Raw genomic sequence first — 24,575 nt, 5'->3', positions numbered from 1 at the left:
CCAGGCGGGTCAAACTGAGGGGAATGCTACCGGAAAAGACTCTTCCAGGCACTCGCTATCAAGTTTTGCTGGAAGCTTCCGATATCCAACAGGTATGCCGTAAACATCTGTGTGTCGGTCTTTTTGTTGTAGAAGCCAGTGGAGCCTCCCGTGCGCCAGCGTTATTTAGCCTTGCTCAGCGTGTTTGCCAGCCTTCCAGCGATGGCGCTCACTTTCCAGACCCGTCTGGAGAGCATCGAGTGGACGGTCGAAGGAGACAAGTTCGAGTGCCGCCTGAGTCAACCGATCACCGATTTTGGTTCGGGTGAGTTCGTGCACCGCGCTGGCGAGCAAGCGACGTTTCGTCTGAAGTCCTACAACGCGATGATCGGCGGCGGTTCGGCTACCTTGCTGGCGGCGGCTGCACCCTGGCAGCCGGGGCGTGGCGACATCAACCTCGGTTCTGTGCGGATCGGCAGCGGCAACGTGCTGTTCAACAGTTCGCAAGTTCAGGCCGGCCGCTTGATCAGTGGCCTGATGGATGGCCGCAGTCCGGTCGTTCGACATTACTCGGGCGATGGCCGGGTGTCGGAAGTGCGCCTGCTGCCGGTCAAGTTCAGCAAGGCCTTCAACGACTACCAGAGCTGTGTGGCAAAACTGCTGCCGAAGAATTTCGAGCAGGTTAAACAATCGCAGATCGGCTTCCCCGGCGAAGGCATCGATCTCGACGCGCAAGCCAAGGCTCAATTGCAAGTGATGCTGGCGTTCATGAAGGCCGACCCGACGGTCAACCACATCGAACTCGATGGCCACTCCGACAACAGCGGCAACCGCCTGACCAACCGTGACCTGTCGCGGCGTCGGGCCCTGGCAGTCATGGAGTTCTTCAAGGCCAACGGCATTCAGGAATCGCAGATCACCGTGCGCTTTCACGGCGAGCGTTATCCATTGGCGCCCAATACCAATTCCGCCAACCGGGCGAAGAACCGTCGGGTCAATGTGCACCTCGCGCGCGTTGCGCCCACTGAAACGCCGGCCCCTCAGGCCACTGCATCGGCGAGCGCCGCGTCGACCTCCTGAACCCGCTGTAATCGTCGCTCACTCGACATAATCTGTCGCTTCGTCGTCATAAGCTGTCGCGCCTCTGTAAATTATCCTGCATGAGCGGTAGACTTGACGGCTTTCCGTAGAACCCCGTGGAGTGATGGCATGGCGGACGTAAACAAGGTCGTTCTGGCGTATTCCGGCGGCCTGGACACTTCGGTGATCCTCAAGTGGCTGCAGGATACTTATAACTGTGAAGTCGTGACCTTCACCGCTGACCTGGGTCAGGGCGAAGAGGTCGAACCTGCACGCGCCAAGGCACAGGCCATGGGCGTGAAAGAGATCTACATCGACGACTTGCGCGAAGAATTCGTGCGCGATTTCGTTTTCCCGATGTTCCGCGCCAACACCGTTTACGAAGGCGAGTACCTGTTGGGTACTTCCATCGCTCGTCCGTTGATCGCCAAACGCCTGATCGAAATCGCCAACGAAACCGGTGCTGACGCCATTTCCCACGGCGCTACCGGCAAGGGCAACGACCAGGTTCGTTTCGAACTGGGCGCCTACGCCTTGAAGCCAGGCGTGAAAGTGATTGCTCCGTGGCGCGAATGGGACCTGCTCTCCCGTGAAAAGCTGATGGATTATGCTGAAAAGCACAACATCCCGATCGAGCGTCACGGCAAGAAAAAATCCCCGTACTCGATGGATGCCAACCTGCTGCACATCTCCTATGAAGGCGGCGTGCTGGAAGACACCTGGACCGAGCACGAAGAAGACATGTGGAAATGGACCGTCTCCCCGGAGAAGGCTCCAGATAAAGCGCAATACCTGGAACTGACCTACCGCAATGGCGACATCGTCGCACTGGACGGCGTCGAAATGACCCCGGCTACCGTGCTGGCGACCCTGAACCGTATCGGCGGCGAACACGGTATCGGCCGTCTCGACATCGTCGAGAACCGTTACGTGGGCATGAAATCCCGTGGCTGCTACGAAACCCCAGGCGGCACCATCATGCTGCGCGCCCACCGTGCGATCGAATCGATCACCCTGGACCGCGAAGTGGCTCACCTCAAAGACGAGCTGATGCCTAAATACGCCAGCCTGATCTACACCGGTTACTGGTGGAGCCCTGAGCGTCTGATGTTGCAACAGATGATCGATGCATCCCAGGCCCACGTGAACGGCGTTGTGCGCCTGAAGCTGTACAAGGGCAACGTGATCGTCACCGGTCGCAAGTCCGACGAATCGTTGTTCGATGCCAACATCGCGACCTTCGAAGAAGATGGCGGCGCCTACAACCAGGCCGACGCGGCGGGCTTCATCAAGCTCAACGCCTTGCGCATGCGTATTGCGGCGAACAAAGGCCGGAAGCTTTTCTGAGACCTTGAGACTGTAGTGCAGCGACCGTAATGGAAGGATGGCCTTGTCATAGACAAGGCCATCGTTCTGAAAAGGGGATGATCTACCTGACTTTGCATCGCGGCATCCTTCCTGTGTTTTTAACACCTTCCTTCCTGCTTTTTTTTAGACCGGGCTTCAAACGCCACTGGTGGCCAGTGGGTACGTTTGATCAATGACCGTAACGCCATTTGAATTCAAATTGTAAGCAACACAGAACGGTACACCGCTGTGTTTCTTTGCGTTTTTTGAGTGTTTGAGTGCGCTTTCCTTCAGCAATCTCTCCGATTCGGCACAGGTGATGAAGACGATTACATGCGCAGGTTTTCCCTGTTCTTTCTGAATTTTCTCCAGCGAGGCACCCAGTTCGATCTTTTGGCTCATACCGCGTGCATCAACGATGTACAGGTCCTTGAGGCGCTCGGGCAGTCGGATGTAGTGCTCAGCGGGGAGGATTGTCTGCAAATCGGTTTCGGGTGGATCCTGCGCATTACAAGGCGGATGAGTGGATCTGCGATCCATCGGCGACGTACTCGGTGCAGAACTTTCGGGCGTCAACCGGGTGTCGTTCTTTTCCGAAGGCTCGGTGTTGTCCATGGCTTTTATGAAATGCTTGCTCTTTTCAAAATCGGAGGGTGCATAAAGCGACCGATAGTTGAAGTTTAAAGTGGCAAAGAAAAGAAAGAGCAAATAAAAAGGAAAGCTGATCAGGAACCAAACGTATATCTCTTTTTCATCCTCTCCGAGAAAGGGCAGAGAGACGGCTGCTGATGTTTCAGACAGAGTTGCGAATATCGCAATAAGTGTCATGGGGTTGGAGATTCTTTGTTTGAGTTTGTTCATGTTTTCTACTCATTTAGGTTTATATTTTCTCGGTGGGTTGTGGGCTATGGTTAGTGATTCTTTGTCATGTTAACTGCATTGTTAGTGCTTCGGGTATATCTGTCTTTCTTGCAATAAAACGTTTGCTGGTTTTTCTGTAAGAATAAATTGATGTTGGGCGCGCGTTGTTTTTTGTAAGAATTCCGGGTCCGAAAATATCAGTTACTTTTCAGGATAGCTCATTAGGCATCGACTGTGAGATTGCCGGTGCTCAGTATTGTTGTTCTGTTCTTTGGGTTGTAAATTGATACAAAAAAATTTTAATAAATAGAATGTCGTAAGACTGATAAATTTTCTGAAGCATTGTATTTGCAGAATTTTTGTAAGAATAATCCGTGTTGTTTGTAGGGAATGTCTCTAGGTGTGGGTGGCCGAGGGGGGCGGCATGCCATGGGTGAAACGACTAGGCTATCGTGCGGGCTCTAAAAATTCGAACAGCGAAAATTGGACTTGCCCATGAATAAAGTGCTGATCGTGGATGATCACCCCGTCATTCGTCTTGCGGTACGTATGCTAATGGAGCGTCACGGCTACGAAGTTATTGCAGAGACAGATAATGGCGTGGATGCGTTGCAACTTGCCCGTGAGCATATGCCGGATATTGTCATCCTTGATATTGGAATACCAAAACTTGATGGGCTGGAAGTCATTGCGCGTCTGACATCGACAGCAATGCCCATGAAAGTACTGATACTAACTTCCCAGGCACCCGGGCATTTCTCTATGCGTTGCATGCAATCGGGTGCTGCAGGGTATGTCTGTAAACAACAGGATCTCACTGAATTGCTCAGTGCAATAAAGGCAGTATTGTCAGGCTACAGTTACTTTCCGAATCAAGCCTTGCATACCGTACGTTCCAGTTTGGGGAACGCCAGTGAAGCCGATATGGTGGATCGTCTGTCGGGACGGGAAATGATGGTCTTGCAACAATTGGCCCGAGGCAAGACCAACAAGGAGATTGCCGATGGAATGTTCCTCAGCAATAAGACTGTCAGTACTTATAAGACTCGTCTGTTATTGAAACTCAATGCACGTTCCCTGGTCGATCTGATCGAATTGGCTCAACGCAATGGTCTGGTGTGACTGCCCCAGCGTTTGACGAGGCGTGATGAGCGGGGGGCATCAGGCGGTACTTAGTAAAAAGCCTCCGTTTCGGGAGGCTTTTAGGTGTCATAGATCAAAATCGTAATCGGCCAATTGCTTTTGCAGTCGGCGCTCCTCCAACAGATTGTCGATGGTACGGCGTTTGCTCAGGTTGGTCTTCGCCACTTCAACCACCGGTTCAGCATCATCAGCCTCAACAGGGGTGAAGTCGTCTTCTACGTCCAATTGCTCTTTGCCAGTGCTCATAGTGTTACTCCAGGCTAAGGCTGCCTTTGGCGCCCCTTATATCGATAATCTCCCGGCGGGTAAAAAAGATTTTTTCAATCGATAAATCGAAAAACCTAATAGCGCCTCAATCGTCCGACGTCTTTTGCTTGTATTCGCACAAGTCTTCGATCCGACAACTGCCGCAACGAGGCTTGCGGGCCAGGCAAACGTAGCGTCCGTGGAGGATCAGCCAGTGATGGGAGTCGAGCAGATATTCCTTCGGCACGAACTTCATGAGTTTTTGCTCAACCTCGACCACATTTTTGCCTGGAGCAATGCCGGTACGGTTGCTGACCCGGAAAATATGCGTGTCCACGGCCATGGTCAGCTGACGGAACGCGGTGTTGAGCACTACGTTGGCGGTCTTGCGGCCGACGCCGGGTAACGCTTCCAGCTCTTCACGGGTTTGCGGCACTTCACCTCCATGACGTTCCACCAGTAATCGACAGGTCTCGATCACGTTTTTCGCTTTGCTGTTGAACAAGCCGATGGTCTTGATGTATTCCGACAAACCTTCGACACCCAGGGCATAAATCGCCGCTGGTGTATTGGCCACCGGGTAGAGCTTGGCGGTGGCCTTGTTGACGCCGACATCGGTCGACTGCGCGGAGAGAATCACGGAGATCAGTAATTCGAACGGCGAGGAGTAGGCCAGTTCGGTCTTCGGTTCCGGGTTGTCTTCGTGAAATCGGCGAAAAATTTCCAGACGTTTTGCGGCATTCATGGGCAGTGCGTTTCCTCGAAGGCGGTCAGTGTGGGGGCGTCGAGCGGGTCCAGGCCTGACGTGCGGCGAACAGCAGTCCCAGCAGAATGAATCCGCCAGGGGCCAGGGTGGCCAGGCGCAAGCCACCGTCGGCAGTCAGCACCCAGCCTTGCCAGTCCGCTTGCGCAGTGCCCGCCAGCCATGGCAGATGGCTGCCGAGTGTCCCGCTGCCGATGAGTTCGCGCAGCAAGCCAAGGCCTGCCATCAACGCGCCGAACAGGCCACACAGGCGCAGGCGATCACGCCAGGCGCTCTGGAAAAAACCGGTGTGTTCCAGCACAACGCATTGCAAGGCAATCAATCCTGCATAGAACCCTACATGTTGGTGCCATTGCAGCGACCAGACTTGCACGGCGAGCTCCGCGCAACTGGTCAGCGTGGCCGCCAACAGGACGCTGGCAAGCAAACGTGTCGCCGGGACAAGTCGGGATCGCAACGCGCCCATGCTCACTCCAAAGGCGCTGATCACCACGATGAACATCAGCCACAAGCCCAGAGCGGACACCAATGAATCCGTGGCACCGATCAGCGGTGCAAGCATCAGTGAATTCTGCAGCGTCGATGACTTATTCATGAGCGCTGCTCCCGATCAACTGTTGCTGATGTTCGTCGAAGTAGCGCAACGCGTCATGGATGGCGTTGATGACCGCTCTCGAAGTAATGGTCGCGCCCGCCATTTTATCGAATTGCCCCTGATCCTTTTTCAAGGCCCAGCCATTGTCGGCAGGTTCTGTTCGGGACTTTCCGGAAAAAGCCTGAAGCCAGGCATTGGGCCAGTCAGCGAGTCGACCGCCCAGCCCAGGTGTTTCCGATTGCTTGAGCGTTTTGACGCCCAGCACCTTGCCGTTTGCGCCGATGGCGATCAGCAATTCGATGGAACCCTCGTAACCCAGGGTCTGGCTGCGCAGCAACACGGCGCTGGGTTGGCCAGTCTTGGTCGCCAGGTAGCCACCTAGCAGCGTGCTGTTGGCCAATCCAGTGCTTTCGAGGGCGAGCGGCTGTTCCAGCGGCTGATTGTCGTAGCTTTCAGCCGGGAGCAGGTCCAGCAGGTTACGACTGTCGATCAGGCGCTGTTCGGCCGCAATGCGCGGCGCGCTGGTGTGTTGCACGAGGTAAGTCGCGCCAATCCCCAGGCCTGCCAGCAACACCAGGATCACAACGCTCGACGATCGGCTCATGGCGCACCTCGTTCCAGTCTGGAGGTGGCAAACCGCTCCAGCGCCGGCACACAGAGGTTCATCAACAGCACGGCAAAGGCTACGCCGTCCGGATAACCACCCCAGGTACGAATCAGGTACGTCAGCAGCCCTACGCCCGCGCCGAACAGCAGTCGCGCGCCGGGGCTTTTTGCGCCGGACACCGGTTCCGTGACGATGAAGAATGCACCCAGCATGCTCGCGCCAGTGAGCAGATGAAACAGCGGCGAGCCATGGGAGTCGGAGCCCGAGCCGTTCCAGCACAGCAGGCTGACGATGAACAGGCTGGCGAGCATGCCGACCGGCGCATGCCAGCTGAACACCCGTCGTTGCAGCAGAAACGCGCCACCTGCCAGAAAGGCCAGGTTGACCCATTCCATGCCTCGGCCGCCGAAATGACCGAACGCCGGGTTGGCTGCAAACAGTTCGTCCATGGTCAGGCTTTTGTTGATCCGCAGGCTGTCCAGCGCCGTGGCCTGGACCCAGGCGTCTGGCGTCTGCCCGAGGCTGAACCCGAACACCTGCTGCAAGCCGCCGATCAGGTCCAGCCCATGGGATGACGGCCAGTGGGTCATCTGTTGGGGAAAGGTCACCAGCACCAGGGCGAAGCCCAGCATTGCCGGGTTGAACGGGTTCTTGCCAACGCCGCCATACAGGTGTTTGCCGAACACCATCGCGAACGCCGCGGCACAGACCGTCAGCCACCACGGGCAATAAGGCGGCAAGGCCAGAGCCAACAGCGTCGCGCTGACCAGCGCACTGCCGTCGCTCAAGCTCGGCTTGAGCGCAAGCTTGCGCAAGCGCAACACGGTCGCTTCAACGGCCAGTGCGGTAATACCCGTCAGAATCAGGTTGATCAACACGCCCCAGCCATACAGCCAGAAAAACACCAGCATCCCCGGCACGGTGGCCAGCAATACCAGTTTCATGGCTTGCTGGAGGCGTTCGTCGACCGATTCAAGGGGCGGCATAGGCATCCACCTGACGCTCGGCTTCATTCACCGCGAGTTCCAGGGCTTCGATCTGCTCTGCCGGCGCTTCGCTGGATTGGGCTTTCTTGAGTTCGGCACGGCGCATGGCCAACTGGATCTTTGCCCGATTCAGCTGCGCATTTTTCGCCGGAACTACGGGGGCCGCGGCTGGCGGTGCAGAGCTTTCCAGTTTTGCCAACGCCTGTTCGGCAACCTCGAATTGCTGTTGCAGCACGATCAGCTGCGACTGCTGTTCGAAGGTCGGCGGATGCCCGAACGCCTTGAGTGACTTGTTCAGTTGCGCCCGACTCATCGCCAGATCGATCTTGGCCTTTTTCAGCGCCACATCCGCATTCGCTGCCTTCTGTGCACGGACTCGCTCAAGAGCGGCCTGAACCGGGTCGAGTGTCGCCACCTCACTGGGCTGGACGGCGCGCTGGGCTCGGGCCCGACGTTCGGCGATTTTCTGTTCTTCTTCGCGATGCAGGCGAGCGTTGCGCTGTTCAAATCGGCGTCGCGCGTGATTGCGCTTGGCCGCTCGGGCGCGTTGTTCCTCAAGGCTCAACGCCAGGCCGCCGACAATCGGCAGCACCGTGTCCAGCGGCAACGGCCGCATCTCGATGCAATCCACCGGGCAGGGCGCTACGCACAGGTCGCAACCGGTGCATTCATCGACGATCACCGTGTGCATCAATTTCGCCGCGCCGACAATGGCATCCACCGGGCAGGCCTGGATGCACTTGGTGCAACCAATACACTCCGCTTCACGAATAAAGGCGATCTGCGCCGGGGCCGAACCGCGACTGACGTCCAGTTCCAGCACCGGCACTTTCAACAGCTCGGCCAGGGCCGCGATGGTTTCGCTGCCGCCCGGCGGACATTTGTTGATCGGTTCGCCGCTGGCAATGCCTTCGGCGTACGGTTTGCATCCGGGGTGGCCGCACTTGCCGCATTGGGTCTGCGGCAAGAGGGCGTCGATGCGTTGAATCAGACTCATGTTTTGATCAGTCCGCTGAATCCGAGAAAGGCCACTGCAATCAATCCGGCGCCGATCAGGTCGATGGGCAGGCCGCGAAAGGGCAGGGGGATATCATTTTCGATTGTGCGTTGGCGCAAGTCGCTGAACAGGCTCAGTACCAGCCAGAAGCCCAGGCCGGCACCCAGGCTCAGGGCCATGGCGTGGAAGAAGCCTTTGTCGTCCTGAGCATTGAGCAGCGTCAGGCCGAGTACGCCAGCATTGCCCAGCAGCAGGGGCCAGAGGCCATCGAACGCAAGCTTTGGAAGTAACCGGGAAAGCACTTTCAGCAGCGGGCCAATCAGCAGAACGCTTAATGGAAGGAAGACGAAAAGGCGCAGCGACGTCAGCTCCAGCGGGACCAGCAACCAACGGTAGGCCGAGTAACCCAGCGTGCCGACGATCAGCATCAAACACGTCGTCGCAAGGCCCAACGCATGGACCTGTCGATGCTCGTTGCCCAGCAGCGGATCGACGCCCAGCGGCCAGTGCAACACGAGGTTGTTGATCAGGGCAGTGCTGATAAGCGTAAGAACAATTTCGGTCATGATCGTGCCGGCAAGAACGGGGCTTTTTAACGGAGCGGTCTAAAAAGCTTAGGCATTATCCGGCAAGGACGGAGGGTGGGCCAGACATGAAAATCCCACAGTCGCGCCTGGCACGACTGTGGGATCGGTTTACAGCAGAGCCTTACTTGATGCGCTGACCTGGCTTGGCGCCGCTGTCAGGGCTGAGCAGGTAGATTTCTTCACCGCCAGGGCCGGCCGCCATCACCATGCCTTCGGAGATACCGAACTTCATTTTCCGTGGCTTGAGGTTGGCGATCATCATGGTCAGACGACCATTGAGCTTGGACGGGTCCGGATAAGCGCTCTTGATCCCGGAGAACACGTTGCGTTGCTCGTCACCGATGTCCAGGGTCAGGCGCAGCAGTTTGTCGGCACCTTCCACGTGTTCGGCCTTGAGAATCAGGGCGACGCGCAGGTCGACAGCGGCAAAGGCATCGAACTCGATTTCCGGTGACAGCGGATCCTTGGCCAGTTCGCCATTGCCGGCAGGTGCAGCGTCGCCGGTGTCGGTAGCGCTGGCGGTCAGGTCTTCTTTCGAGGCGTCGCTCATGGCTTGCACTTTTACCGGGTCGATACGGGTCATCAACGGTTTGAACTCGTTCAGCTGATGGTTGCTGAGCAAAGTAGCGTGGTCGTTCCAGGTCAGCGGCGCGACGTTCAGGAACGCCTCGGCGTCGGCGGCCAGCAGCGGCAGCACCGGTTTGAGGAAGATCACCAACTGGCGGAACAGGTTGACGCCCAAGGCGCAGATGGCCTGGACTTCGTCTTGCTTGCCTTCCTGTTTGTTCAGCGACCACGGCGCCTTGTCGGCGATCCAGGCGTTGGCGCGGTCGGCCAGGCCCATGATCTCGCGCATGGCACGGGCGAAGTCGCGCGCCTCGTAGGCTTCGGCGATGCTCGGCGCTGCGGCGAGGAACGCTTCGGTCAGTTCCGGCGCGGCATTGCCCGCCACCAGTACACCGGCGTTGCCTTTGTGGATGAAACCGGCGCAACGGCTGGCGATGTTGACGACTTTGCCGACCAGGTCGGAGTTGACCTTCTGCACGAAGTCTTCGAGGTTCAGGTCGAGGTCGTCGACGCCACGGCTCAGCTTCGCCGCGTAGTAGTAGCGCAGGTATTCCGGCGACAGATGGTCCAGATAGGTCCGGGCCTTGATGAAGGTGCCGCGGGATTTGGACATTTTCTGACCGTTGACGGTCAGGTAGCCGTGTACGTTGATGCCGGTCGGTTTACGGAAACCGGCGCCTTCGAGCATGGCTGGCCAGAACAGGGCGTGGAAGTTGACGATGTCCTTGCCGATGAAATGGTACAGCTCAGCGGTGGAGTCCTTGCCCCAGAACGCGTCGAAATCAAGTGTAGGCGTGCGGTCGCAGAGGTTCTTGAAGCTGGCCATGTAGCCGATCGGCGCGTCCAGCCATACATAGAAGTATTTGCCTGGCTCGTCCGGGATTTCGAAACCGAAGTACGGCGCATCGCGGGAGATGTCCCACTGTTGCAGGCCGGCGTCCAGCCATTCGGCGATTTTGTTCGCCACGGCTTCTTGCAGGGTGCCGCTGCGGGTCCAGGCTTGCAGCATTTCCTGGAAGTCCGGCAGCTTGAAGAAGAAGTGCTGGGAATCCTTGAGCACCGGGGTGGCGCCAGAGATCGCCGACTTCGGATCCTTCAGGTCGGTCGGCGCGTAGGTCGCACCGCATTTTTCGCAGTTGTCGCCGTACTGGTCTTCAGTGCCGCATTTCGGGCAGGTGCCCTTGATGAAGCGGTCGGCCAGGAACATTTTCTTTTCCGGGTCGAAGTACTGAGTGATCGAACGCTGGGCGATGTGCCCGGCGTCGCGCAGCTTCAGGTAGATCTGGCTCGACAGCTCACGGTTTTCTTCGGCGTGAGTGGAGTGGAAGTTGTCGAAGTCCACCAGGAACTCGGCAAAGTCGGCGCTGTGTTCAGCCTGGACGTTGGCGATCAGTTGTTCCGGGGTGATGCCTTCCTTTTCCGCGCGCAGCATGATGGCCGAACCGTGGGCGTCGTCGGCGCAGACATAAATGCATTGATTGCCGCGGTGCTTCTGGAAGCGCACCCACATATCGGTCTGGATGTATTCCAGCATGTGGCCAAGATGGATCGAACCATTGGCATAGGGCAGGGCGCTGGTGACGAGGATCTTGCGTGGCTCGGACATGGGGCTCGGCTACTTGATGAAACGGAGGTCGGCCACTATAAAGCGCCGGCGCATATTTTTCACCCCCGCGACCCGTATCCACGGTCCATGTAGCAGCTGGCGAAGCCTGCGTTCGGCTGCGCAGCAGTCGTGAATCCGGGCAACTCGGACTACCTGAAACACCGCGGTGTCTGGTTTTACGACTGCTGCGCAGCCGAACGCAGGCTTCGCCAGCTGCTATGGCAGCATTCGACCATGGGTTATTTGTCACATTCTGAAAGCATGCCGTCCGGACTATAGAACAGGTACGATACCCGCCTGATTTTCCAGTCTTGCTATCGGAGTTGCCCATGAGCGCCGTCAATCGCGCAGCGGTGGAAGCCGTCCTTCGCCAATACACCGACCCTTATCTGAACCAGGACCCGGTCAGCGCCGGGTGCGTACGCGGCATCGACATTCAGGGTGATCGCGTCAGCGTCCAGCTGGAGCTGGGTTACGCCGCCGGCCTGTTCAAGAGTGGCTGGGCGCAGTTGCTGCAAATGGCCATTGAAGGGCTGGACGGCGTGACCATCGCGCGCGTCGAGATCACCAGTGTCATTGCCGCGCACAAGGCTCAAGCGCAGATCCCGGGTCTGGCCAACGTCAAGAACGTGGTGGCCGTGGCGTCCGGCAAGGGCGGTGTGGGCAAATCGACCACCGCCGCCAACCTGGCCCTGGCCCTGGCCCGCGAAGGCGCCAAGGTCGGGATTCTCGACGCGGACATTTACGGACCGAGCCAAGGCATCATGTTCGGCATCCCTGAAGGCACCCGACCCAAGGTCAAGGATCAGAAGTGGTTTATTCCGATCGAGTCCCACGGTGTCGAAGTCATGTCCATGGCGTTCCTGACCGACGACAACACGCCGATGGTCTGGCGCGGGCCGATGGTTTCCGGCGCCTTGTTGCAACTCGTCACTCAGACAGCCTGGGGCGATCTGGATTACCTGGTCATCGACATGCCACCAGGCACCGGCGACATCCAGCTGACTCTGGCGCAGAAAGTCCCGGTGGCCGGCGCGGTGATCGTTACAACGCCGCAAGATCTGGCATTGCTGGACGCACGCAAGGGCGTGGAGATGTTCCGCAAGGTCAACATTCCGGTGCTGGGCGTGGTGGAAAACATGGCCGTGCACATCTGCTCCAACTGCGGGCATGCCGAGCATCTGTTCGGTGAGGGTGGTGGTGTGAAGCTGGCCAACCAGTACGGCGTCGAGCTGCTGGCGTCGTTGCCGCTGGCGATGGCCATCCGCGAACAGGCCGACGGCGGCAAGCCAACGGTGATCGCCGAGCCTGACAGCCCGATTGCGATGGTTTACCAGGAACTGGCCCGCCATGTCGGCGCGCGGATCGTGTTGCAGGAAGCGGTATCGCCTGCGATGCCGAACATCACCATCAGCGACGATTAATTCACTGAAGAAATGCAATCCAATGTGGGAGCGGGCTTGCTCGCGAAGGCGGTAGATCAGTCAACTTATCTGTTGAATGACACACCGCATTCGCGAGCAAGCCCGCTCCCACATTTGTTTTGCAGTGGCTTTAGATCCGCAACCCGCCATCCAACTCCATAATCCGACCGGTGTAGTAGTCGTTCTCGAAAATGTACGCCGCCGAATGGGCGATCTCTTCAGGCTTGCCCATGCGCTTGAGCGGAATCGCGGACGTTATCTTCTCCAGCGCCTCAGGTTTCATGCTCAGCGTCATTTCGGTTTCGATAAAGCCCGGGGCAATGGCTGCCACACGAATACCGTAGCGTGCCAATTCCTTCGCCCAGGTCACGGTCGCCGCGGCGACACCGGCCTTAGCGGCGGAGTAGTTGGTCTGGCCGGCGTTGCCAGCACGGGAGATCGACGAGATATTAATGATCGCGCCGCTGTTGTTCAGCTCGATCATTTTGGCCGCGACTTCACGGGTGCACAGGAATACGCCGGTCAGATTGACGTCGATGACCGTCTGCCACTGGGCCAGGCTCATCTTGGTCATCTCGCCGTCCTTGACCTTGATGAGCAGGCCATCGCGCAGGATCCCGGCGTTGTTGATCAGGCCATGGATCGCGCCGAAGTCCTCGGCAACCTGGGCGACCATATGGGTCACTTGCTCTTCATTGGCGACATTGCACAGATAAGCGCGAGCCTCGACGCCTTTATCTTTGCAAGCGGCGACGGTGTCGTCGAGCTTTTCCTGGTTCAAGTCCACCAGCGCCAGCTTTGCGCCTTTACCGGCGAAATACTCGGCCATGGAACGGCCTAAACCCTGGCAACCGCCCGTGATAATGATTACTTTGTCAGTGAGTTGCATTCGCATGCCCCAATAGCAGGTCAGAGGAGTGGTTTCCTTTTAGAGAGTAGCCTCTCAATCTGCACCTGATACAGCTTGGCTGCACATGAGAACTGCCCCGATGGCGTGCTGGAACTTATCCCCAGGCGCCTGTCCGTTTTTTTGACGGATTCTATATAAGGAGTCATAAATTGAGCGTTGAAGCGGCCAAGAATGCCCGAGAATTGCTTCTCAAGGAATACCGTGGAGTGCTCTCGACGCACTCCAAGGCGATGCCCGGTTTCCCGTTTGGCTCCGTGGTTCCGTACTGTCTGGACGAACAGGGCTGGCCGCTGATCCTTATCAGCCGTATCGCCCAGCACACCCACAACCTGCAGAAAGATCCAAAATGCTCACTGTTTGTGGGCGAGCGCGGGGCTGAAGATGTGCAAGCCGTTGGTCGCCTGACCTACCTCGCCGAAGCAGAAAAGCTCAAGGACGAGGCCGCCATCGAAGCGGCGGCTGAGCGTTACTACCGCTATTTCCCGGATTCGCAGAGCTACCACAAGGCCCACGATTTCGATTTCTGGGTGCTCAAACCGGTACGTCACCGTTACATCGGCGGCTTCGGCGCGATTCACTGGGTCGATCAGTTAACGCTGGCCAACCCGTTCGCCGGAAAAGCCGAAGCGAGCATGGTCGAGCACATGAATGCCGATCACGCCAAAGCCATCGCCCACTACGTCGAACTGGCGGGCCTGCCGAAAACCGAGCCGGCGCAACTGGCGGGTATCGACACCGAAGGCATGCACCTGCGCATTGGTCAGGGGCTCTATTGGTTGCCGTTTCAAGCGCCGTGTAATACGCCGACACAAGTGCGCGAAGCCTTGGTTTTCCTGGCTCACGCCGAACATTGGCCTAAAAATGAAGTGGCCGACGCTTGAATTCACGAATCGGCGACGTCATCTAGGGAAGACTGGCAAGGCATTCTTGCGTTGAGGAACCATTTGATGCGCCCTTTTTTATTGCTCTTTGTACTGTTTCCGGTGTTGGATCTGTTCGTATTCGTCAAGGTCAGCGGGGCGATCGGGTTTTTCCCGGCCCTGCTGCTGGTCATTCTCGGCTCGATGCTCGGCGTGTTCGTGCTGCGTATCGCTGGTCTGGCAACCGCATTGCGTGCTCGTGAAAGCCTGAACCGCGGCGAGTTGCCGGCCCAGACCATGCTCGAAGGTTTGATGCTGGCGCTGGCGGGTGGTCTGTTGATCCTGCCGGGCTTCGTCACTGACGCGCTGGGTCTGATCATGTTGCTGCCGTTCTCTCGTCGACTGTTGGCCAATAAAATGCGCCAGCGTGCCGAAGAGGCGGCAATCCGTCAGCGTGCGTTCGCCGACGACCTTCAGCCACGTGGCGGCGGCCCTGCGACCCGCGAGCCGCTGGGCCGAGAGCCCAACGTGATCGAAGGCGAATTCGAACACCGCGATACCAAGTAATCCGCAATACCGGCACGGCACCTTCGGGTGCCGTGTTCGTTTGTGGGGTAGCAACCTGAAAAAATTTGCTTCCTCGCCCTTGTAATAAGCTTATGCGCCCTTATGTAACGGTCACCGCAAGGTTTCTGGCGATTACGCCAGACAGACTTCCGCGTCTCGCTTGTCGAGCCGCACCCGGCACCGCCGGATTTGTTAAACCCGCCGGGAATACACCGGCCGATGAAAACCACAATTAGGAGAGATCGACAATGAAGCTTCGTCCTCTGCATGACCGCGTCGTCGTCCGTCGCAGCGAAGAAGAAAAGAAAACCGCTGGCGGCATCGTCCTGCCAGGTTCGGCTGCTGAAAAGCCAAACCAGGGTGAAGTCCTCGCTGTAGGCCCAGGCAAAGTGCTGGACAACGGTGAAGTGCGTGCACTGTCCGTGAAAGTGGGTGACAAGGTTGTGTTCGGCCCTTACTCCGGCAGCAACACCGTGAAAGTCGACGGCGAAGACCTGCTGGTAATTGGCGAGAGCGAAATCCTCGCCGTTGTCGAAGGCTGATTCCCCGCTCATTTTCCCGCTACTACAAAGTATTTAAGGAATATCGATCATGGCTGCTAAAGAAGTTAAATTCGGCGATTCCGCCCGCAAGAAAATGCTCGCCGGTGTCAACGTCCTGGCTGACGCAGTAAAAGCGACCCTGGGCCCTAAAGGCCGTAACGTGATCATCGAGAAGAGCTTCGGCGCTCCGACCATCACCAAGGACGGCGTGTCCGTTGCCAAAGAAATCGAGCTGAAAGATCGCTTCGAAAACATGGGCGCGCAGCTGGTCAAAGACGTTGCCTCCCGTGCCAACGATGACGCAGGCGACGGCACCACCACCGCTACCGTTCTGGCTCAATCGATCGTCAACGAAGGCCTGAAAGCCGTCGCTGCCGGCATGAACCCGATGGACCTGAAGCGCGGTATCGACAAAGCGACCATCGCAATCGTCAAAGAGCTGAAAGCCCTGTCCAAGCCTTGCGCTGACACCAAGGCAATCGCTCAGGTCGGCACCATCTCGGCCAACTCCGACAACTCCATCGGCGACATCATTGCCGAAGCCATGGAAAAAGTCGGTAAAGAAGGCGTGATCACCGTTGAAGAAGGCTCGGGCCTGGAAAACGAACTGTCGGTTGTTGAAGGCATGCAGTTCGACCGTGGCTACCTGTCCCCGTACTTCGTCAACAAGCCAGAGACCATGACTGCCGAGCTCGACGGTCCGCTGATCCTGCTGGTCGACAAGAAAATCTCGAACATCCGTGAACTGCTGCCAGTACTGGAAGCCGTTGCCAAAGCAGGTCGTCCGCTGCTGATCGTGAGCGAAGACGTTGAAGGCGAAGCCCTGGCGACTCTGGTTGTGAACAACATGCGCGGTATCGTCAAAGTGGTTGCCGTCAAGGCTCCTGGCTTTGGTGACCGTCGCAAGGCCATGCTGCAGGACATCGCTGTCCTGACCGGCGGTACCGTTATCTCCGAAGAGATCGGTCTGAGCCTGGAAAGCGCTACCCTGGAACACCTGGGTAATGCCAAGCGCGTAGCCGTAACCAAGGAAAACACCACCGTCATCGACGGCGCCGGCGTTGAAGCTGATATCCAGGCTCGCGTTCTGCAAATCCGTCAGCAAGTGGCCGACACTTCGTCCGACTACGACCGTGAAAAACTGCAAGAGCGTCTGGCCAAGCTGTCCGGCGGCGTTGCAGTGATCAAGGTTGGCGCTGGTTCCGAAGTTGAAATGAAAGAGAAGAAAGCCCGCGTTGAAGACGCCCTGCACGCTACCCGTGCAGCCGTTGAAGAAGGCGTGGTACCTGGCGGTGGCGTAGCGCTGATTCGCGCTCTGCAAGCCATCAGCGAACTGAAAGGCGACAACGCTGATCAGAACGTCGGTATTGCTGTACTGCGTCGCGCTATCGAATCGCCACTGCGTCAGATCGTTGCCAACTCCGGCGACGAGCCAAGCGTAGTAGTCGACAAGGTCAAGCAAGGTTCGGGTAACTTCGGTTACAACGCTGCTACCGGCGAATACGGCGACATGATTGAAATGGGCATCCTCGACCCTACCAAAGTGACTCGTTCTGCTCTGCAGGCTGCGGCGTCCATTGGTGGCTTGATGCTGACCACCGAAGCCATGATCGCTGATGCTCCGGACGACAAACCAGCTGGCGGCGGCATGCCAGACATGGGCGGTATGGGCGGTATGGGCGGCATGATGTAAGCCAGCCTTACCCCTATAAAAAGCCCCGCCTGCGATCAGCAGGCGGGGCTTTTTATTGCCTTCGATTTACCTGGATCTTGAAATTGCACCGGACCACTGTGGGAGCGAGCTTGCTCGTGATAGCGGCATAACAGTCACCATCAATAGTGAAGGTTATGGCCTCATCGCGAGCAAGCTCGCTCCCACATTGATTTTGTATTTCAGGCGTTGACTGGTGATGCTTTAGCCATTCGATCGGCCTTGGAAACCGGGCGATAAAGGATGTAGTAATACGACCCCAGACAAATCAGCCAGCAGAAAATCGCCGTCCACACATTGTGCGAAAAGAAGTGCGCGCCCTGCATCATCCGGCCGATCGAAAACACCGAGCCCAACGCGAAAGCGAACACAAGCGCCTGGCGCGCCAGACGCGGACGACGGTCCCGCAGGACGAAGAACAGCGCAAACAGTGTGAAACCGGTCGCCGCATGACCGCCGGGCCAGCAACGACCCGGTTTATCGGTGTGCGGGCGAGGGCTGAGCAGTTCGCTGTAGGTTTCGTGACCGCCGAATTGCTCAAGGCTCCACGGGCATTGCACGGCCGTCACCGCTTTGACTGGCGTGACAAAGGAGGTTGCCAGCGCCAGAGACAGTACCAGGCAACCCAATTCCCGTTTGATCGGTTTGAGCCGGTCCATGAAAAAGGAGGCGATGAAGCCGAAGATGGCCAACACCGAGAAGGCGATGACCACCTGCTTGGCGCGGTCATGCAGGATGTCTTCCAGGAAGGAACTGTGCCGTCCGATAAAATCACCCGCAACCGGGTCATAGAACAGCTTGGCAAGATCCATGTCCAGGGACGTCAGTTCGAGCAGCATCAGAATGATCGCCGCGATGGCGGGAACGCCCAGGCACACCCAGAAATTCAGCGGGCGGGAGGCGGGACGGACAGCAGTTGATGGCATGGTGGATCCTGAACAAAGGAAAAAGCCCCGGGGCATCAGCCCGGGGCGATTCGATTAATGTGCGCTGACTTGGTCGGTGCCCTCCATGGGCGCCCTCCAGCCAAGCAGCTGTTGCTTGAAGCCATAACTGGCGGTTTGGTAATAGGTGATAGCACGGGCAATCAACGGGTCGCTGGCGGTGGCTCGGGACTCGCGGCTCTCAGTCAGTGCTGCATCATGGCGGCGCAGACCTTGGCGAGGGCTCAGGATCGCCAAATCCTTGCCGTCGAACAAGCCCAAATGCTGGTAATTGCCAACGACCACGCGGGGCGGCAGTGGATTGTCCTGCAGCAGGTTGCGGCCGAAGAAGGTCGATTGATAATCCAGGTTCAGCAAACCCAGCAAGGTCGGCGCCAGGTCGATCTGGCTGGCCAGCTGCGCGGTTTCCCGTGCATCGATCAGCTTCGGTGCATAGATGAACAACGGAATCTGATAGTTTTTGATCGGCAAGTCTTCCATGCCGGCGCTGCCGGCCGTGTGGTCGGCGACGAAGACGAAGATTGTATTGTCAAACCACGGCTTTTGGCGCGCCTGATCGAGGAACTGACCAATGGCATAGTCGGTGTACTTCACCGCACCGTCGCGACCGTTGCCGGATTTGATGTCGATCCGGTTGTCCGGGTAGGTGTAAGGGCGATGGTTGGAGGTGGTCATCAGTTGCAGCAGAAACGGCTGCTGTTTCGCGTAGTCAGCGTCGGCCAGTTTGAGGGTCTGGTTGTAGAGATCTTCGTCAGCCATGCCCCAGGCATTTTTAAAGTGGATCTCTGATTCATCGACGCTGCTCTGGTCCACCACACGGTAACCGTTGCCACTGAAGAACGCGTTCATATTGTCGAAGTAACCGCGTCCGCCATAGACGAACACGCTGTCGTAACCCACGGCGCTGAGTTGCTGGCCGAGGCTGGCGAAACCGCTTTCACGCCCCACACGCTTGACGATCGAACGCCCCGGGGTTGGCGGGATCGCCAGGGTAATGGCCTCAAGGCCGCGATCGGTGCGGGTGCCGGTGGCATAGAAGTTGTTGAAGTACAGGCTCTGCTTGCGCAAGGCATCGAGGTTGGGTGTCAGGTTGCGCTCGTCGCCGTTACTGCCCATGTACTTGGCGCTGAAGCTTTCAATCGTCACCAGCACAATGTTGGGTTTGCGCACAGTGCCCGGGTTGTCGATCATCCGGCGAATGTCCTGCGGATCCTCGCCGATGAAACGCGCATTGGGTTCGCTCAGTTCGGCACGAATCTGTTGCGCAACCACTTCCGGCGGCAGGCTGCTGTAGAACTGCGGGTAATCCAGTTCATTGTTACGGAAGGCGGCGAAGAACTGATACGGGCCATTGCTCGCCAGTTCATTCTGATAGGCATTGCCGCCCTGTGCGCGCGGTGAATCCTGGCTGAGCAATTGCAGGCTCAGACCGGCGACGATCAACAGGCCCAGCGCATTCAGCAGGCGCCCGCGCAGCGCGGGCAAGGGTGAGTCCAGTGCGGCATTGAAGGGTTTGCGCAGCGCGAAACTCAGGGCCACGGCCAGCACGGCGAGGATGCTCAGCAGCGTGCCGATCGGGTAGGACTCAAGAAGGTTGTTCAGCACTTCGTCGGAGTACACCAGATAATCGACGGCGATAAAGTTGAAGCGAACACCGAACTCATCCCAGAACAGCCACTCGGCTACCGCGGTGAACAAGATGGCGAACAGGCTGACGGTCAGCAGTCCCTGAAGGAACCAGCGGTGGCCGCGGCGGCGCCATAAGGCCGGTGGGCAGAGCAGCAAGTAGAGACCCATCGGCAGCGCTGCATAGGCAATGAAGCCCAGGTCGTAGAGCAGGCCAATGCCAAACACCGACAGAAATCCGCTACCGGCCTCATCCAGATGGGTTAGCAGCAAAACCGTGCGGGTCAGCAAGAAAATGACCAGCCATGTGCCGGTGACGAGCAGGAGAAAGCGCATTGGCGCGGTCTTGAAGAGGTCCATTGTGTGTGCATTCCTTAACAACAATTGCGTGGGATTCTCGCGCCTCCACTGTAGTCGGCTTGTGAATCGATAGTGAAAAACGTGTTAACTCTATCATTTGGTTGAGCGGATTGATTCCAGCCACCGTAACCCTAGCCCTGAGCCACGCTTGGCCTTAAGCTGCGCGGGCCACGACGGCCGTTACTGTGTACGCAGGAGATACCCATGCGAATTCTATTGGTTGAAGACAACCGCGATATCCTGGCCAATCTGGCCGATTACCTGGGGCTCAAGGGTTACACCGTGGATTGCGCGCAGGACGGTTTGTCAGGCTTGCACCTGGCGGCCACCGAGCATTACGACTTGATCGTGCTCGACATCATGTTGCCAGGCATCGACGGTTACACCCTGTGCAAACGCCTGCGCGAAGACGCGCGCCGCGACACGCCGGTGATCATGCTCACCGCCCGCGATCAATTGGACGACCGGCTGCAAGGTTTCAAATCCGGCGCCGATGATTACCTGATCAAACCCTTTGCCCTGTCTGAATTGGCGGCGCGCATCGAGGCGGTCATGCGTCGCACCCAGGGTGGCGGTCGCCGTACTTTGCAGGTCGGCGATCTGAACTACGACCTCGACACCCTGGAAGTGACCCGCGAAGGTCGTCTGCTCAAACTCAACCCGGTGGGCCTGAAGTTGCTGGCGGTGCTGATGCAGAAAAGCCCTCATGTGCTGCGCCGGGAAATTCTCGAAGAGGCGCTGTGGGGGGATGACTGCCCGGACAGCGACAGCCTGCGCAGCCACGTCCATCAATTGCGCCAAGTGATCGACAAGCCGTTCGCCAAACCGTTGCTGCAAACCGTGCACGGTGTGGGTTATCGCTTGGCCGAGGGCCGTGATGGAGTTTAAACAGAGCCTTGCTCAACGGATCATCATCGCCTTTGCGCTGATGAGCGCACTGGTCGCGGGAGCCTTTGCCATGGGCATTGTGGCGACCGTGCACCTGGTGGAAGAAAAACTGATTTCGGCAGGTCTGGGGGGCGATTTACAACGGCTGTTGCTGATGGACAGTGTCACGGACTGGAGCCATCGCCCCGAACCGGACCAGCTGTTCTATTTCAGCGGCGGGCTGGGCGATTTTCAGTTGCCCAAGGATTTACGCCATCTGGAACCGGGCTTTCACGAAGTATTTCGCGAACAGCTGTCGTATCACGCGATGGTCGAAGTCGTCGACGGCCGGCGTTATGTGCTGTTACAGGATCAGAGCGATTTCGAAGAGCGTGAACGGGTGCTGTTTGCCGTGGTAATGGTGGGCTTCGTTCTGAGTCTGGCATTGGCGGTGTTTCTTGGCTGGGTACTGGCGCGCAAAGTGATGGCGCCCGTGGTACGACTGGCCCGTCAGGTCCGTCACCGTGACCAATTGTTAGGTCTGGCGCCACCGCTGGCGCCGGATTACGCCGCTGATGAGGTGGGCGAGTTGGCCGTGGCCTTCGACGCTACCCTCGGGCGCTTGCGCCAGGCGTTGACCCGCGAACGGTTGTTCACCAGTGACGTCAGCCACGAACTGCGCACGCCATTGATGGTGCTGGCCAGTTCCTGCGAGCTGCTGCTGGAAAACCCCGGCATCGATCAGCGTGGACGTGCTCAGGTCGAGCGAATCGCCCGCGCCTGTGAAGAGATGCGCGAGCTGGTGCAAACCTTTCTGATGTTGGCCCGCGCACAACGTGAAGATGCCAGCATGTCGCCCCAGCAGAACCTGAACCAGGTCGCCGATGGACTGCTCAATCTGTGGCGCGAGCCGATCGAGTCCAAGGGACTGACGCTGATCTTTGAGCCGGGCAATCCGGCAAACACCTGCTACAACGCAACCCTTCTGCACGCGGTCATGGGCAACCTGCTGCGTAATGCGCTGCATTACACCGAGCGCGGGTTTATTCGCCTGACGCTGACGGCCACGGGTTTCATGGTCGAGGACAGTGGCGTGGGTATTCCCGAGGAAAAACGCGAGGCGATGTTCGAGCCGTTCGTGCGGGGCAACGAGAAACGCGGCGAAGGCCTGGGGCTGGGGCTGTCGCTGGTGCAACGGATCTGTGAAAACCAGGGTTGGAGCGTCAGTCTGACGAACATGGAACCCAACGGCTGTCGTTTTCAGGTGGAGTTGTCAACGAGTAACTGATCGCCTTATTGAAACGCATTAACCCGGTACAATCGTTTTCGTCCTGTGAATCCTCGAAATAATTCGGGTTTTACATGACATTTTTTTCACAGCGGCATGACCTGACGCTGACACGGAGCGACCTATTGTGGGAGCCATCAGCAGCTCAGGAAACCTTGATGATGGACGGCCCGATCAAACTGGATTTTTCCGAAAAATACGACGATCAACACGCTCAACGATACCTGCGCAAACACCAGGATGGCTTTGGCCGCCGCCTGTCCCACTGGCGTGACGAGCAACTGGCGCGCAAGGCATTGGCACTGGCCGGTGAGCCGGGGCTGATCCTCGATTTGCCCTGCGGTGCGGGGCGCTTTTGGCCATTGCTGGCGGAAAAAACCAATCGAGCCATCATCGGGGCCGACAACTCTGAATCCATGCTGAAGATTGCCATGCAGGCGCAACCTGCCGATGTGGTGAAACGGGTACAACCCTTGCACACTTCTGCATTCGACATTGCCTTGCCTGATAACGCCGTCGACAGCATTTTCTGCATGCGTTTGCTCCATCACATCGGTGAAGCCGAGCATCGACTGGCTATTTTGCGCGAGTTCGAGCGAGTCACTCGCGACAGCGTGATCCTCTCTTTGTGGGTGGACGGCAATTTCAAAGCGTGGAAACGCAAGCGGCTTGAGAGAACACGTGGGCATGTAGGTTACCAAAATCGATTTGTGTTACCGGCTGCTACGGTTGAAAAGGAATTCGAGCAGGCGGGTTTTCTTATTCAGGAACAACTGGACTTTTTACCGCTCTATGCCATGTGGCGGGTCTACGTATTACGCAAGAGGTAACAGAATGGCAGTGCGATGTGCAGCAGAAACGGAGGTCGCTCCCCAGGACCGCTTCGATTATTTCTGGAATCAGCGCGGTGAATGGGTAGAAGAACCCAACGCCCGTCGCGGTGGAGAAAGCGGTGTGCAGCGCGTCGTGAGCGGCAATGGACAGCTGCTGTACGTTAAACGTCAATCCGGGCATATCCATCGCAGCTTGCTGCACCCGTTCGGTCGGCCGACGGTGTTGCGCGAGCGCGATGCGCTCATCGGCCTGAACCTGCTCGACGTTTGCGTTCCGGAAATCGTTTTCTGCGGTGCACAGCGCGATCCGGTGCATAAATGGCGCGCATTGCTGATCACCAAGGCGCTGGACGGCTTCGAGGAAATCGAACACTGGTACGCTGGCGGTGGTCGCGAGCGTCACGGTGAGGCTGTGCATGATCGAGTGTTGAAGGAACTGGCCGAGAACCTCGCCCGTATGCACAAGGGCCGCTGGCAGCACAGCTGCCTTTATGCCAAGCACGTATTCGTGCGCGTCACCGGTGAAGGCGAGGCTGCCAAAGTTGAAGTGGCTTTGATCGATCTGGAAAAATGTCGGCAGCGTTTCACCGCCCGGCAAGCGGCTACTCATGACATGAAGCAACTGCGTCGCCACTCGTCGTTCAGCACGACGGACTGGCAAAAACTCGTCTACTTTTATAAGACGGCGTTTGGCAGCGCTATCAAGGGTTTATAGCAATGAAACTCGAAATTGCACGAGGTATATTTTTAATAGGAGCCTTGGCAGTTGCTTCACTGGCGGTGGCGGCTTGGGAGCAGCCCCGCACGCAAGTCCTCAGTTCAGTGAACGGCGACGCACACTGTCCATTGCCACGCGTTGCGAAGGCATCCGGGGCATCCCAACCCGATCATGATTTATTGCTGTTCATGTTCGGACTTTCTCAAGGATTGAGGCCACAAAGTTGAACAGATTGAAGCCCAAATAAAAGGCCTCGCTAATGCGAGGCCTTTTTTATTCGTGCGCCAGGCATGGCGCGTTGCGCGCAAGCGCAACCAGCTTGGCTGTGGTGGCCTCGCTGGTGACTTGGAGGTGAAAGTCCTCTACACACCCGGCAAGGGGAAGTGTTAGCCAGAGGCAAGGGTGTCGCGGGTGACCGCGAATCTGAAGGAAGCCCGAGGCAAAATGCTGGCTTGACGAACAGCAAGCGGATAGAGGCGGCGCAGCGGGGTAAAGGGGCGTGTTTCCCTAAAGCCCAATACTTGCACGGGACGCTGCGACGTAGATCCGACAGGCATAAGC

General features: G+C 57.7%; 25 protein-coding genes. 13 read left to right on the top strand and 12 right to left on the bottom strand.

What is annotated here, in order from left to right; all coding sequences use genetic code 11:
• Positions 1-150: 150 nt before the first annotated feature.
• Together CUN63_RS06390 and CUN63_RS06385 are read left to right on the top strand one after the other, a co-directional pair.
• On the top strand, positions 151-1,059 hold the full coding sequence (locus CUN63_RS06390; protein WP_129438026.1) for an OmpA family protein: 909 nt from the start codon (positions 151-153) through the stop codon (positions 1,057-1,059).
• 129 nt (positions 1,060-1,188) lie between these two features.
• Positions 1,189-2,406 carry an argininosuccinate synthase gene (locus CUN63_RS06385; RefSeq protein WP_007898502.1) on the top strand — a complete coding sequence of 406 codons (1,218 nt, stop codon included), beginning with the start codon at positions 1,189-1,191 and terminating at the stop codon, positions 2,404-2,406.
• A 156-nt stretch (positions 2,407-2,562) separates the two neighbouring features.
• On the opposite strand, the gene CUN63_RS06380 is transcribed toward CUN63_RS06385, so the two are convergent.
• Positions 2,563-3,267: a hypothetical protein gene (locus CUN63_RS06380; RefSeq protein ID WP_129438024.1), complete on the bottom strand. Its 705-nt coding sequence runs from the start codon at positions 3,265-3,267 to the stop codon at positions 2,563-2,565.
• Between the two features lie 495 nt (positions 3,268-3,762).
• On the opposite strand from CUN63_RS06380, the gene CUN63_RS06375 reads away from it, so the two are divergent.
• The gene (locus CUN63_RS06375) at positions 3,763-4,389 is read left to right on the top strand and encodes a response regulator transcription factor (protein WP_008155570.1); all 627 of its coding nucleotides are present in this window, start codon (positions 3,763-3,765) and stop codon (positions 4,387-4,389) included.
• A gap of 87 nt (positions 4,390-4,476) precedes the next feature.
• Here CUN63_RS06375 and CUN63_RS06370 read toward each other — a convergent pair whose 3' ends face one another.
• The 8 genes from CUN63_RS06370 to metG all read right to left on the bottom strand — a co-directional run bounded on the left by CUN63_RS06370 (position 4,477) and on the right by metG (position 11,364).
• Positions 4,477-4,656, bottom strand: a complete 180-nt coding sequence (locus tag CUN63_RS06370) for a PA3496 family putative envelope integrity protein (RefSeq protein ID WP_007898493.1) — start codon at positions 4,654-4,656, stop codon at positions 4,477-4,479.
• Positions 4,657-4,762: 106 nt separating this feature from the next.
• On the bottom strand, positions 4,763-5,401 hold the full coding sequence (nth, locus tag CUN63_RS06365; protein ID WP_129438022.1) for an endonuclease III: 639 nt from the start codon (positions 5,399-5,401) through the stop codon (positions 4,763-4,765).
• A 25-nt stretch (positions 5,402-5,426) separates the two neighbouring features.
• Entirely contained in the window at positions 5,427-6,014 is a 588-nt protein-coding gene (locus tag CUN63_RS06360) for an Rnf-Nqr domain containing protein (RefSeq protein ID WP_129438020.1), read from the bottom strand.
• Entirely contained in the window at positions 6,007-6,618 is a 612-nt protein-coding gene (locus CUN63_RS06355; RefSeq protein ID WP_129438017.1) for an RnfABCDGE type electron transport complex subunit G, read from the bottom strand. The genes CUN63_RS06360 and CUN63_RS06355 overlap by 8 nt, the downstream gene beginning before the upstream one ends.
• Positions 6,615-7,607, bottom strand: coding sequence for an RnfABCDGE type electron transport complex subunit D (locus CUN63_RS06350; RefSeq protein WP_129438015.1), 993 nt, complete (start codon positions 7,605-7,607; stop codon positions 6,615-6,617). Before CUN63_RS06350 ends, CUN63_RS06355 begins: the two co-directional genes overlap by 4 nt.
• Positions 7,594-8,604, bottom strand: a complete 1,011-nt coding sequence (gene rsxB, locus CUN63_RS06345; protein ID WP_129438013.1) for an electron transport complex subunit RsxB — start codon at positions 8,602-8,604, stop codon at positions 7,594-7,596. Before rsxB ends, CUN63_RS06350 begins: the two co-directional genes overlap by 14 nt.
• Positions 8,601-9,170, bottom strand: a complete 570-nt coding sequence (locus CUN63_RS06340) for an electron transport complex protein RnfA (RefSeq protein WP_129438012.1) — start codon at positions 9,168-9,170, stop codon at positions 8,601-8,603. The genes rsxB and CUN63_RS06340 overlap by 4 nt, the downstream gene beginning before the upstream one ends.
• Before the next feature lie 142 nt (positions 9,171-9,312).
• Positions 9,313-11,364, bottom strand: coding sequence for a methionine--tRNA ligase (gene metG, locus CUN63_RS06335; RefSeq protein ID WP_046047100.1), 2,052 nt, complete (start codon positions 11,362-11,364; stop codon positions 9,313-9,315).
• 329 nt (positions 11,365-11,693) lie between these two features.
• On the opposite strand from metG, the gene apbC reads away from it, so the two are divergent.
• Positions 11,694-12,788, top strand: coding sequence for an iron-sulfur cluster carrier protein ApbC (gene apbC, locus CUN63_RS06330; RefSeq protein ID WP_046055352.1), 1,095 nt, complete (start codon positions 11,694-11,696; stop codon positions 12,786-12,788).
• 130 nt (positions 12,789-12,918) lie between these two features.
• Here the strand turns inward: apbC and CUN63_RS06320 are convergent, their stop codons facing one another.
• Complete coding sequence (locus tag CUN63_RS06320; RefSeq protein ID WP_129438010.1) at positions 12,919-13,677, bottom strand: SDR family oxidoreductase; 759 nt, start codon at positions 13,675-13,677, stop codon at positions 12,919-12,921.
• A gap of 170 nt (positions 13,678-13,847) precedes the next feature.
• Between CUN63_RS06320 and CUN63_RS06315 the strand changes: the two genes are divergently transcribed.
• From CUN63_RS06315 to groL, 4 genes are all read left to right on the top strand, one after another.
• Positions 13,848-14,579 (top strand): HugZ family protein, encoded by a 732-nt coding sequence (locus tag CUN63_RS06315; protein ID WP_129438008.1) that lies wholly within the window; start codon positions 13,848-13,850, stop codon positions 14,577-14,579.
• A gap of 66 nt (positions 14,580-14,645) precedes the next feature.
• Positions 14,646-15,125, top strand: a complete 480-nt coding sequence (locus CUN63_RS06310; protein WP_129438006.1) for an FxsA family protein — start codon at positions 14,646-14,648, stop codon at positions 15,123-15,125.
• Between the two features lie 248 nt (positions 15,126-15,373).
• Entirely contained in the window at positions 15,374-15,667 is a 294-nt protein-coding gene (locus CUN63_RS06305) for a co-chaperone GroES (protein ID WP_007948593.1), read from the top strand.
• 49 nt (positions 15,668-15,716) lie between these two features.
• Positions 15,717-17,360 carry a chaperonin GroEL gene (groL, locus tag CUN63_RS06300; RefSeq protein WP_129438004.1) on the top strand — a complete coding sequence of 548 codons (1,644 nt, stop codon included), beginning with the start codon at positions 15,717-15,719 and terminating at the stop codon, positions 17,358-17,360.
• 200 nt (positions 17,361-17,560) lie between these two features.
• On the opposite strand, the gene CUN63_RS06295 is transcribed toward groL, so the two are convergent.
• Positions 17,561-18,304 carry a phosphatase PAP2 family protein gene (locus CUN63_RS06295; protein WP_129438002.1) on the bottom strand — a complete coding sequence of 248 codons (744 nt, stop codon included), beginning with the start codon at positions 18,302-18,304 and terminating at the stop codon, positions 17,561-17,563.
• A 54-nt stretch (positions 18,305-18,358) separates the two neighbouring features.
• Positions 18,359-20,308, bottom strand: coding sequence for an LTA synthase family protein (locus CUN63_RS06290; protein ID WP_129438000.1), 1,950 nt, complete (start codon positions 20,306-20,308; stop codon positions 18,359-18,361).
• 204 nt (positions 20,309-20,512) lie between these two features.
• On the opposite strand from CUN63_RS06290, the gene colR reads away from it, so the two are divergent.
• From colR to CUN63_RS06265, 5 genes are all read left to right on the top strand, one after another.
• Entirely contained in the window at positions 20,513-21,196 is a 684-nt protein-coding gene (gene colR / locus CUN63_RS06285; RefSeq protein WP_008155536.1) for a two-component system response regulator ColR, read from the top strand.
• Positions 21,186-22,463: a HAMP domain-containing sensor histidine kinase gene (locus CUN63_RS06280; RefSeq protein WP_129437998.1), complete on the top strand. Its 1,278-nt coding sequence runs from the start codon at positions 21,186-21,188 to the stop codon at positions 22,461-22,463. The genes colR and CUN63_RS06280 overlap by 11 nt, the downstream gene beginning before the upstream one ends.
• Before the next feature lie 161 nt (positions 22,464-22,624).
• The gene (locus tag CUN63_RS06275; protein ID WP_129445063.1) at positions 22,625-23,293 is read left to right on the top strand and encodes a class I SAM-dependent methyltransferase; all 669 of its coding nucleotides are present in this window, start codon (positions 22,625-22,627) and stop codon (positions 23,291-23,293) included.
• Between the two features lie 4 nt (positions 23,294-23,297).
• Positions 23,298-24,011 (top strand): lipopolysaccharide kinase InaA family protein, encoded by a 714-nt coding sequence (locus CUN63_RS06270; RefSeq protein ID WP_129437996.1) that lies wholly within the window; start codon positions 23,298-23,300, stop codon positions 24,009-24,011.
• 2 nt (positions 24,012-24,013) lie between these two features.
• A complete protein-coding gene (locus tag CUN63_RS06265) occupies positions 24,014-24,241 on the top strand; it encodes a hypothetical protein (RefSeq protein WP_129437994.1) in 228 nt (75 codons plus the stop codon).
• Positions 24,242-24,575 lie beyond the last annotated feature (334 nt).

The organism is Pseudomonas sp. ACM7 (assembly GCF_004136015.1).
Taxonomy (GTDB): Bacteria; Pseudomonadota; Gammaproteobacteria; order Pseudomonadales; family Pseudomonadaceae; genus Aquipseudomonas; species Aquipseudomonas frigoris.
The sequence above is the reverse complement of the archived record's forward strand: the minus strand, read 5'-3'. Positions and strand labels throughout refer to the sequence as shown.

What these genes read in the sequence shown, in the direction of transcription:
- CUN63_RS06385 (WP_007898502.1), top strand. Translation starts at nt 1,189, where the DNA reads ATGGCGGACGTAAACAAGGTCGTTCTGGCGTATTCCGGCGGCCTGGAC.
- CUN63_RS06380 (WP_129438024.1), bottom strand. Translation starts at nt 3,267, where the DNA reads ATGAACAAACTCAAACAAAGAATCTCCAACCCCATGACACTTATTGCG.
- CUN63_RS06375 (WP_008155570.1), top strand. Translation starts at nt 3,763, where the DNA reads ATGAATAAAGTGCTGATCGTGGATGATCACCCCGTCATTCGTCTTGCG.
- CUN63_RS06370 (WP_007898493.1), bottom strand. Translation starts at nt 4,656, where the DNA reads ATGAGCACTGGCAAAGAGCAATTGGACGTAGAAGACGACTTCACCCCT.
- nth (WP_129438022.1), bottom strand. Translation starts at nt 5,401, where the DNA reads ATGAATGCCGCAAAACGTCTGGAAATTTTTCGCCGATTTCACGAAGAC.
- CUN63_RS06360 (WP_129438020.1), bottom strand. Translation starts at nt 6,014, where the DNA reads ATGAATAAGTCATCGACGCTGCAGAATTCACTGATGCTTGCACCGCTG.
- CUN63_RS06355 (WP_129438017.1), bottom strand. Translation starts at nt 6,618, where the DNA reads ATGAGCCGATCGTCGAGCGTTGTGATCCTGGTGTTGCTGGCAGGCCTG.
- CUN63_RS06350 (WP_129438015.1), bottom strand. Translation starts at nt 7,607, where the DNA reads ATGCCGCCCCTTGAATCGGTCGACGAACGCCTCCAGCAAGCCATGAAA.
- rsxB (WP_129438013.1), bottom strand. Translation starts at nt 8,604, where the DNA reads ATGAGTCTGATTCAACGCATCGACGCCCTCTTGCCGCAGACCCAATGC.
- CUN63_RS06340 (WP_129438012.1), bottom strand. Translation starts at nt 9,170, where the DNA reads ATGACCGAAATTGTTCTTACGCTTATCAGCACTGCCCTGATCAACAAC.
- metG (WP_046047100.1), bottom strand. Translation starts at nt 11,364, where the DNA reads ATGTCCGAGCCACGCAAGATCCTCGTCACCAGCGCCCTGCCCTATGCC.
- apbC (WP_046055352.1), top strand. Translation starts at nt 11,694, where the DNA reads ATGAGCGCCGTCAATCGCGCAGCGGTGGAAGCCGTCCTTCGCCAATAC.
- CUN63_RS06320 (WP_129438010.1), bottom strand. Translation starts at nt 13,677, where the DNA reads ATGCAACTCACTGACAAAGTAATCATTATCACGGGCGGTTGCCAGGGT.
- CUN63_RS06310 (WP_129438006.1), top strand. Translation starts at nt 14,646, where the DNA reads ATGCGCCCTTTTTTATTGCTCTTTGTACTGTTTCCGGTGTTGGATCTG.
- CUN63_RS06305 (WP_007948593.1), top strand. Translation starts at nt 15,374, where the DNA reads ATGAAGCTTCGTCCTCTGCATGACCGCGTCGTCGTCCGTCGCAGCGAA.
- groL (WP_129438004.1), top strand. Translation starts at nt 15,717, where the DNA reads ATGGCTGCTAAAGAAGTTAAATTCGGCGATTCCGCCCGCAAGAAAATG.
- CUN63_RS06295 (WP_129438002.1), bottom strand. Translation starts at nt 18,304, where the DNA reads ATGCCATCAACTGCTGTCCGTCCCGCCTCCCGCCCGCTGAATTTCTGG.
- CUN63_RS06290 (WP_129438000.1), bottom strand. Translation starts at nt 20,308, where the DNA reads ATGGACCTCTTCAAGACCGCGCCAATGCGCTTTCTCCTGCTCGTCACC.
- colR (WP_008155536.1), top strand. Translation starts at nt 20,513, where the DNA reads ATGCGAATTCTATTGGTTGAAGACAACCGCGATATCCTGGCCAATCTG.
- CUN63_RS06280 (WP_129437998.1), top strand. Translation starts at nt 21,186, where the DNA reads ATGGAGTTTAAACAGAGCCTTGCTCAACGGATCATCATCGCCTTTGCG.
- CUN63_RS06275 (WP_129445063.1), top strand. Translation starts at nt 22,625, where the DNA reads ATGGACGGCCCGATCAAACTGGATTTTTCCGAAAAATACGACGATCAA.
- CUN63_RS06270 (WP_129437996.1), top strand. Translation starts at nt 23,298, where the DNA reads ATGGCAGTGCGATGTGCAGCAGAAACGGAGGTCGCTCCCCAGGACCGC.
- CUN63_RS06265 (WP_129437994.1), top strand. Translation starts at nt 24,014, where the DNA reads ATGAAACTCGAAATTGCACGAGGTATATTTTTAATAGGAGCCTTGGCA.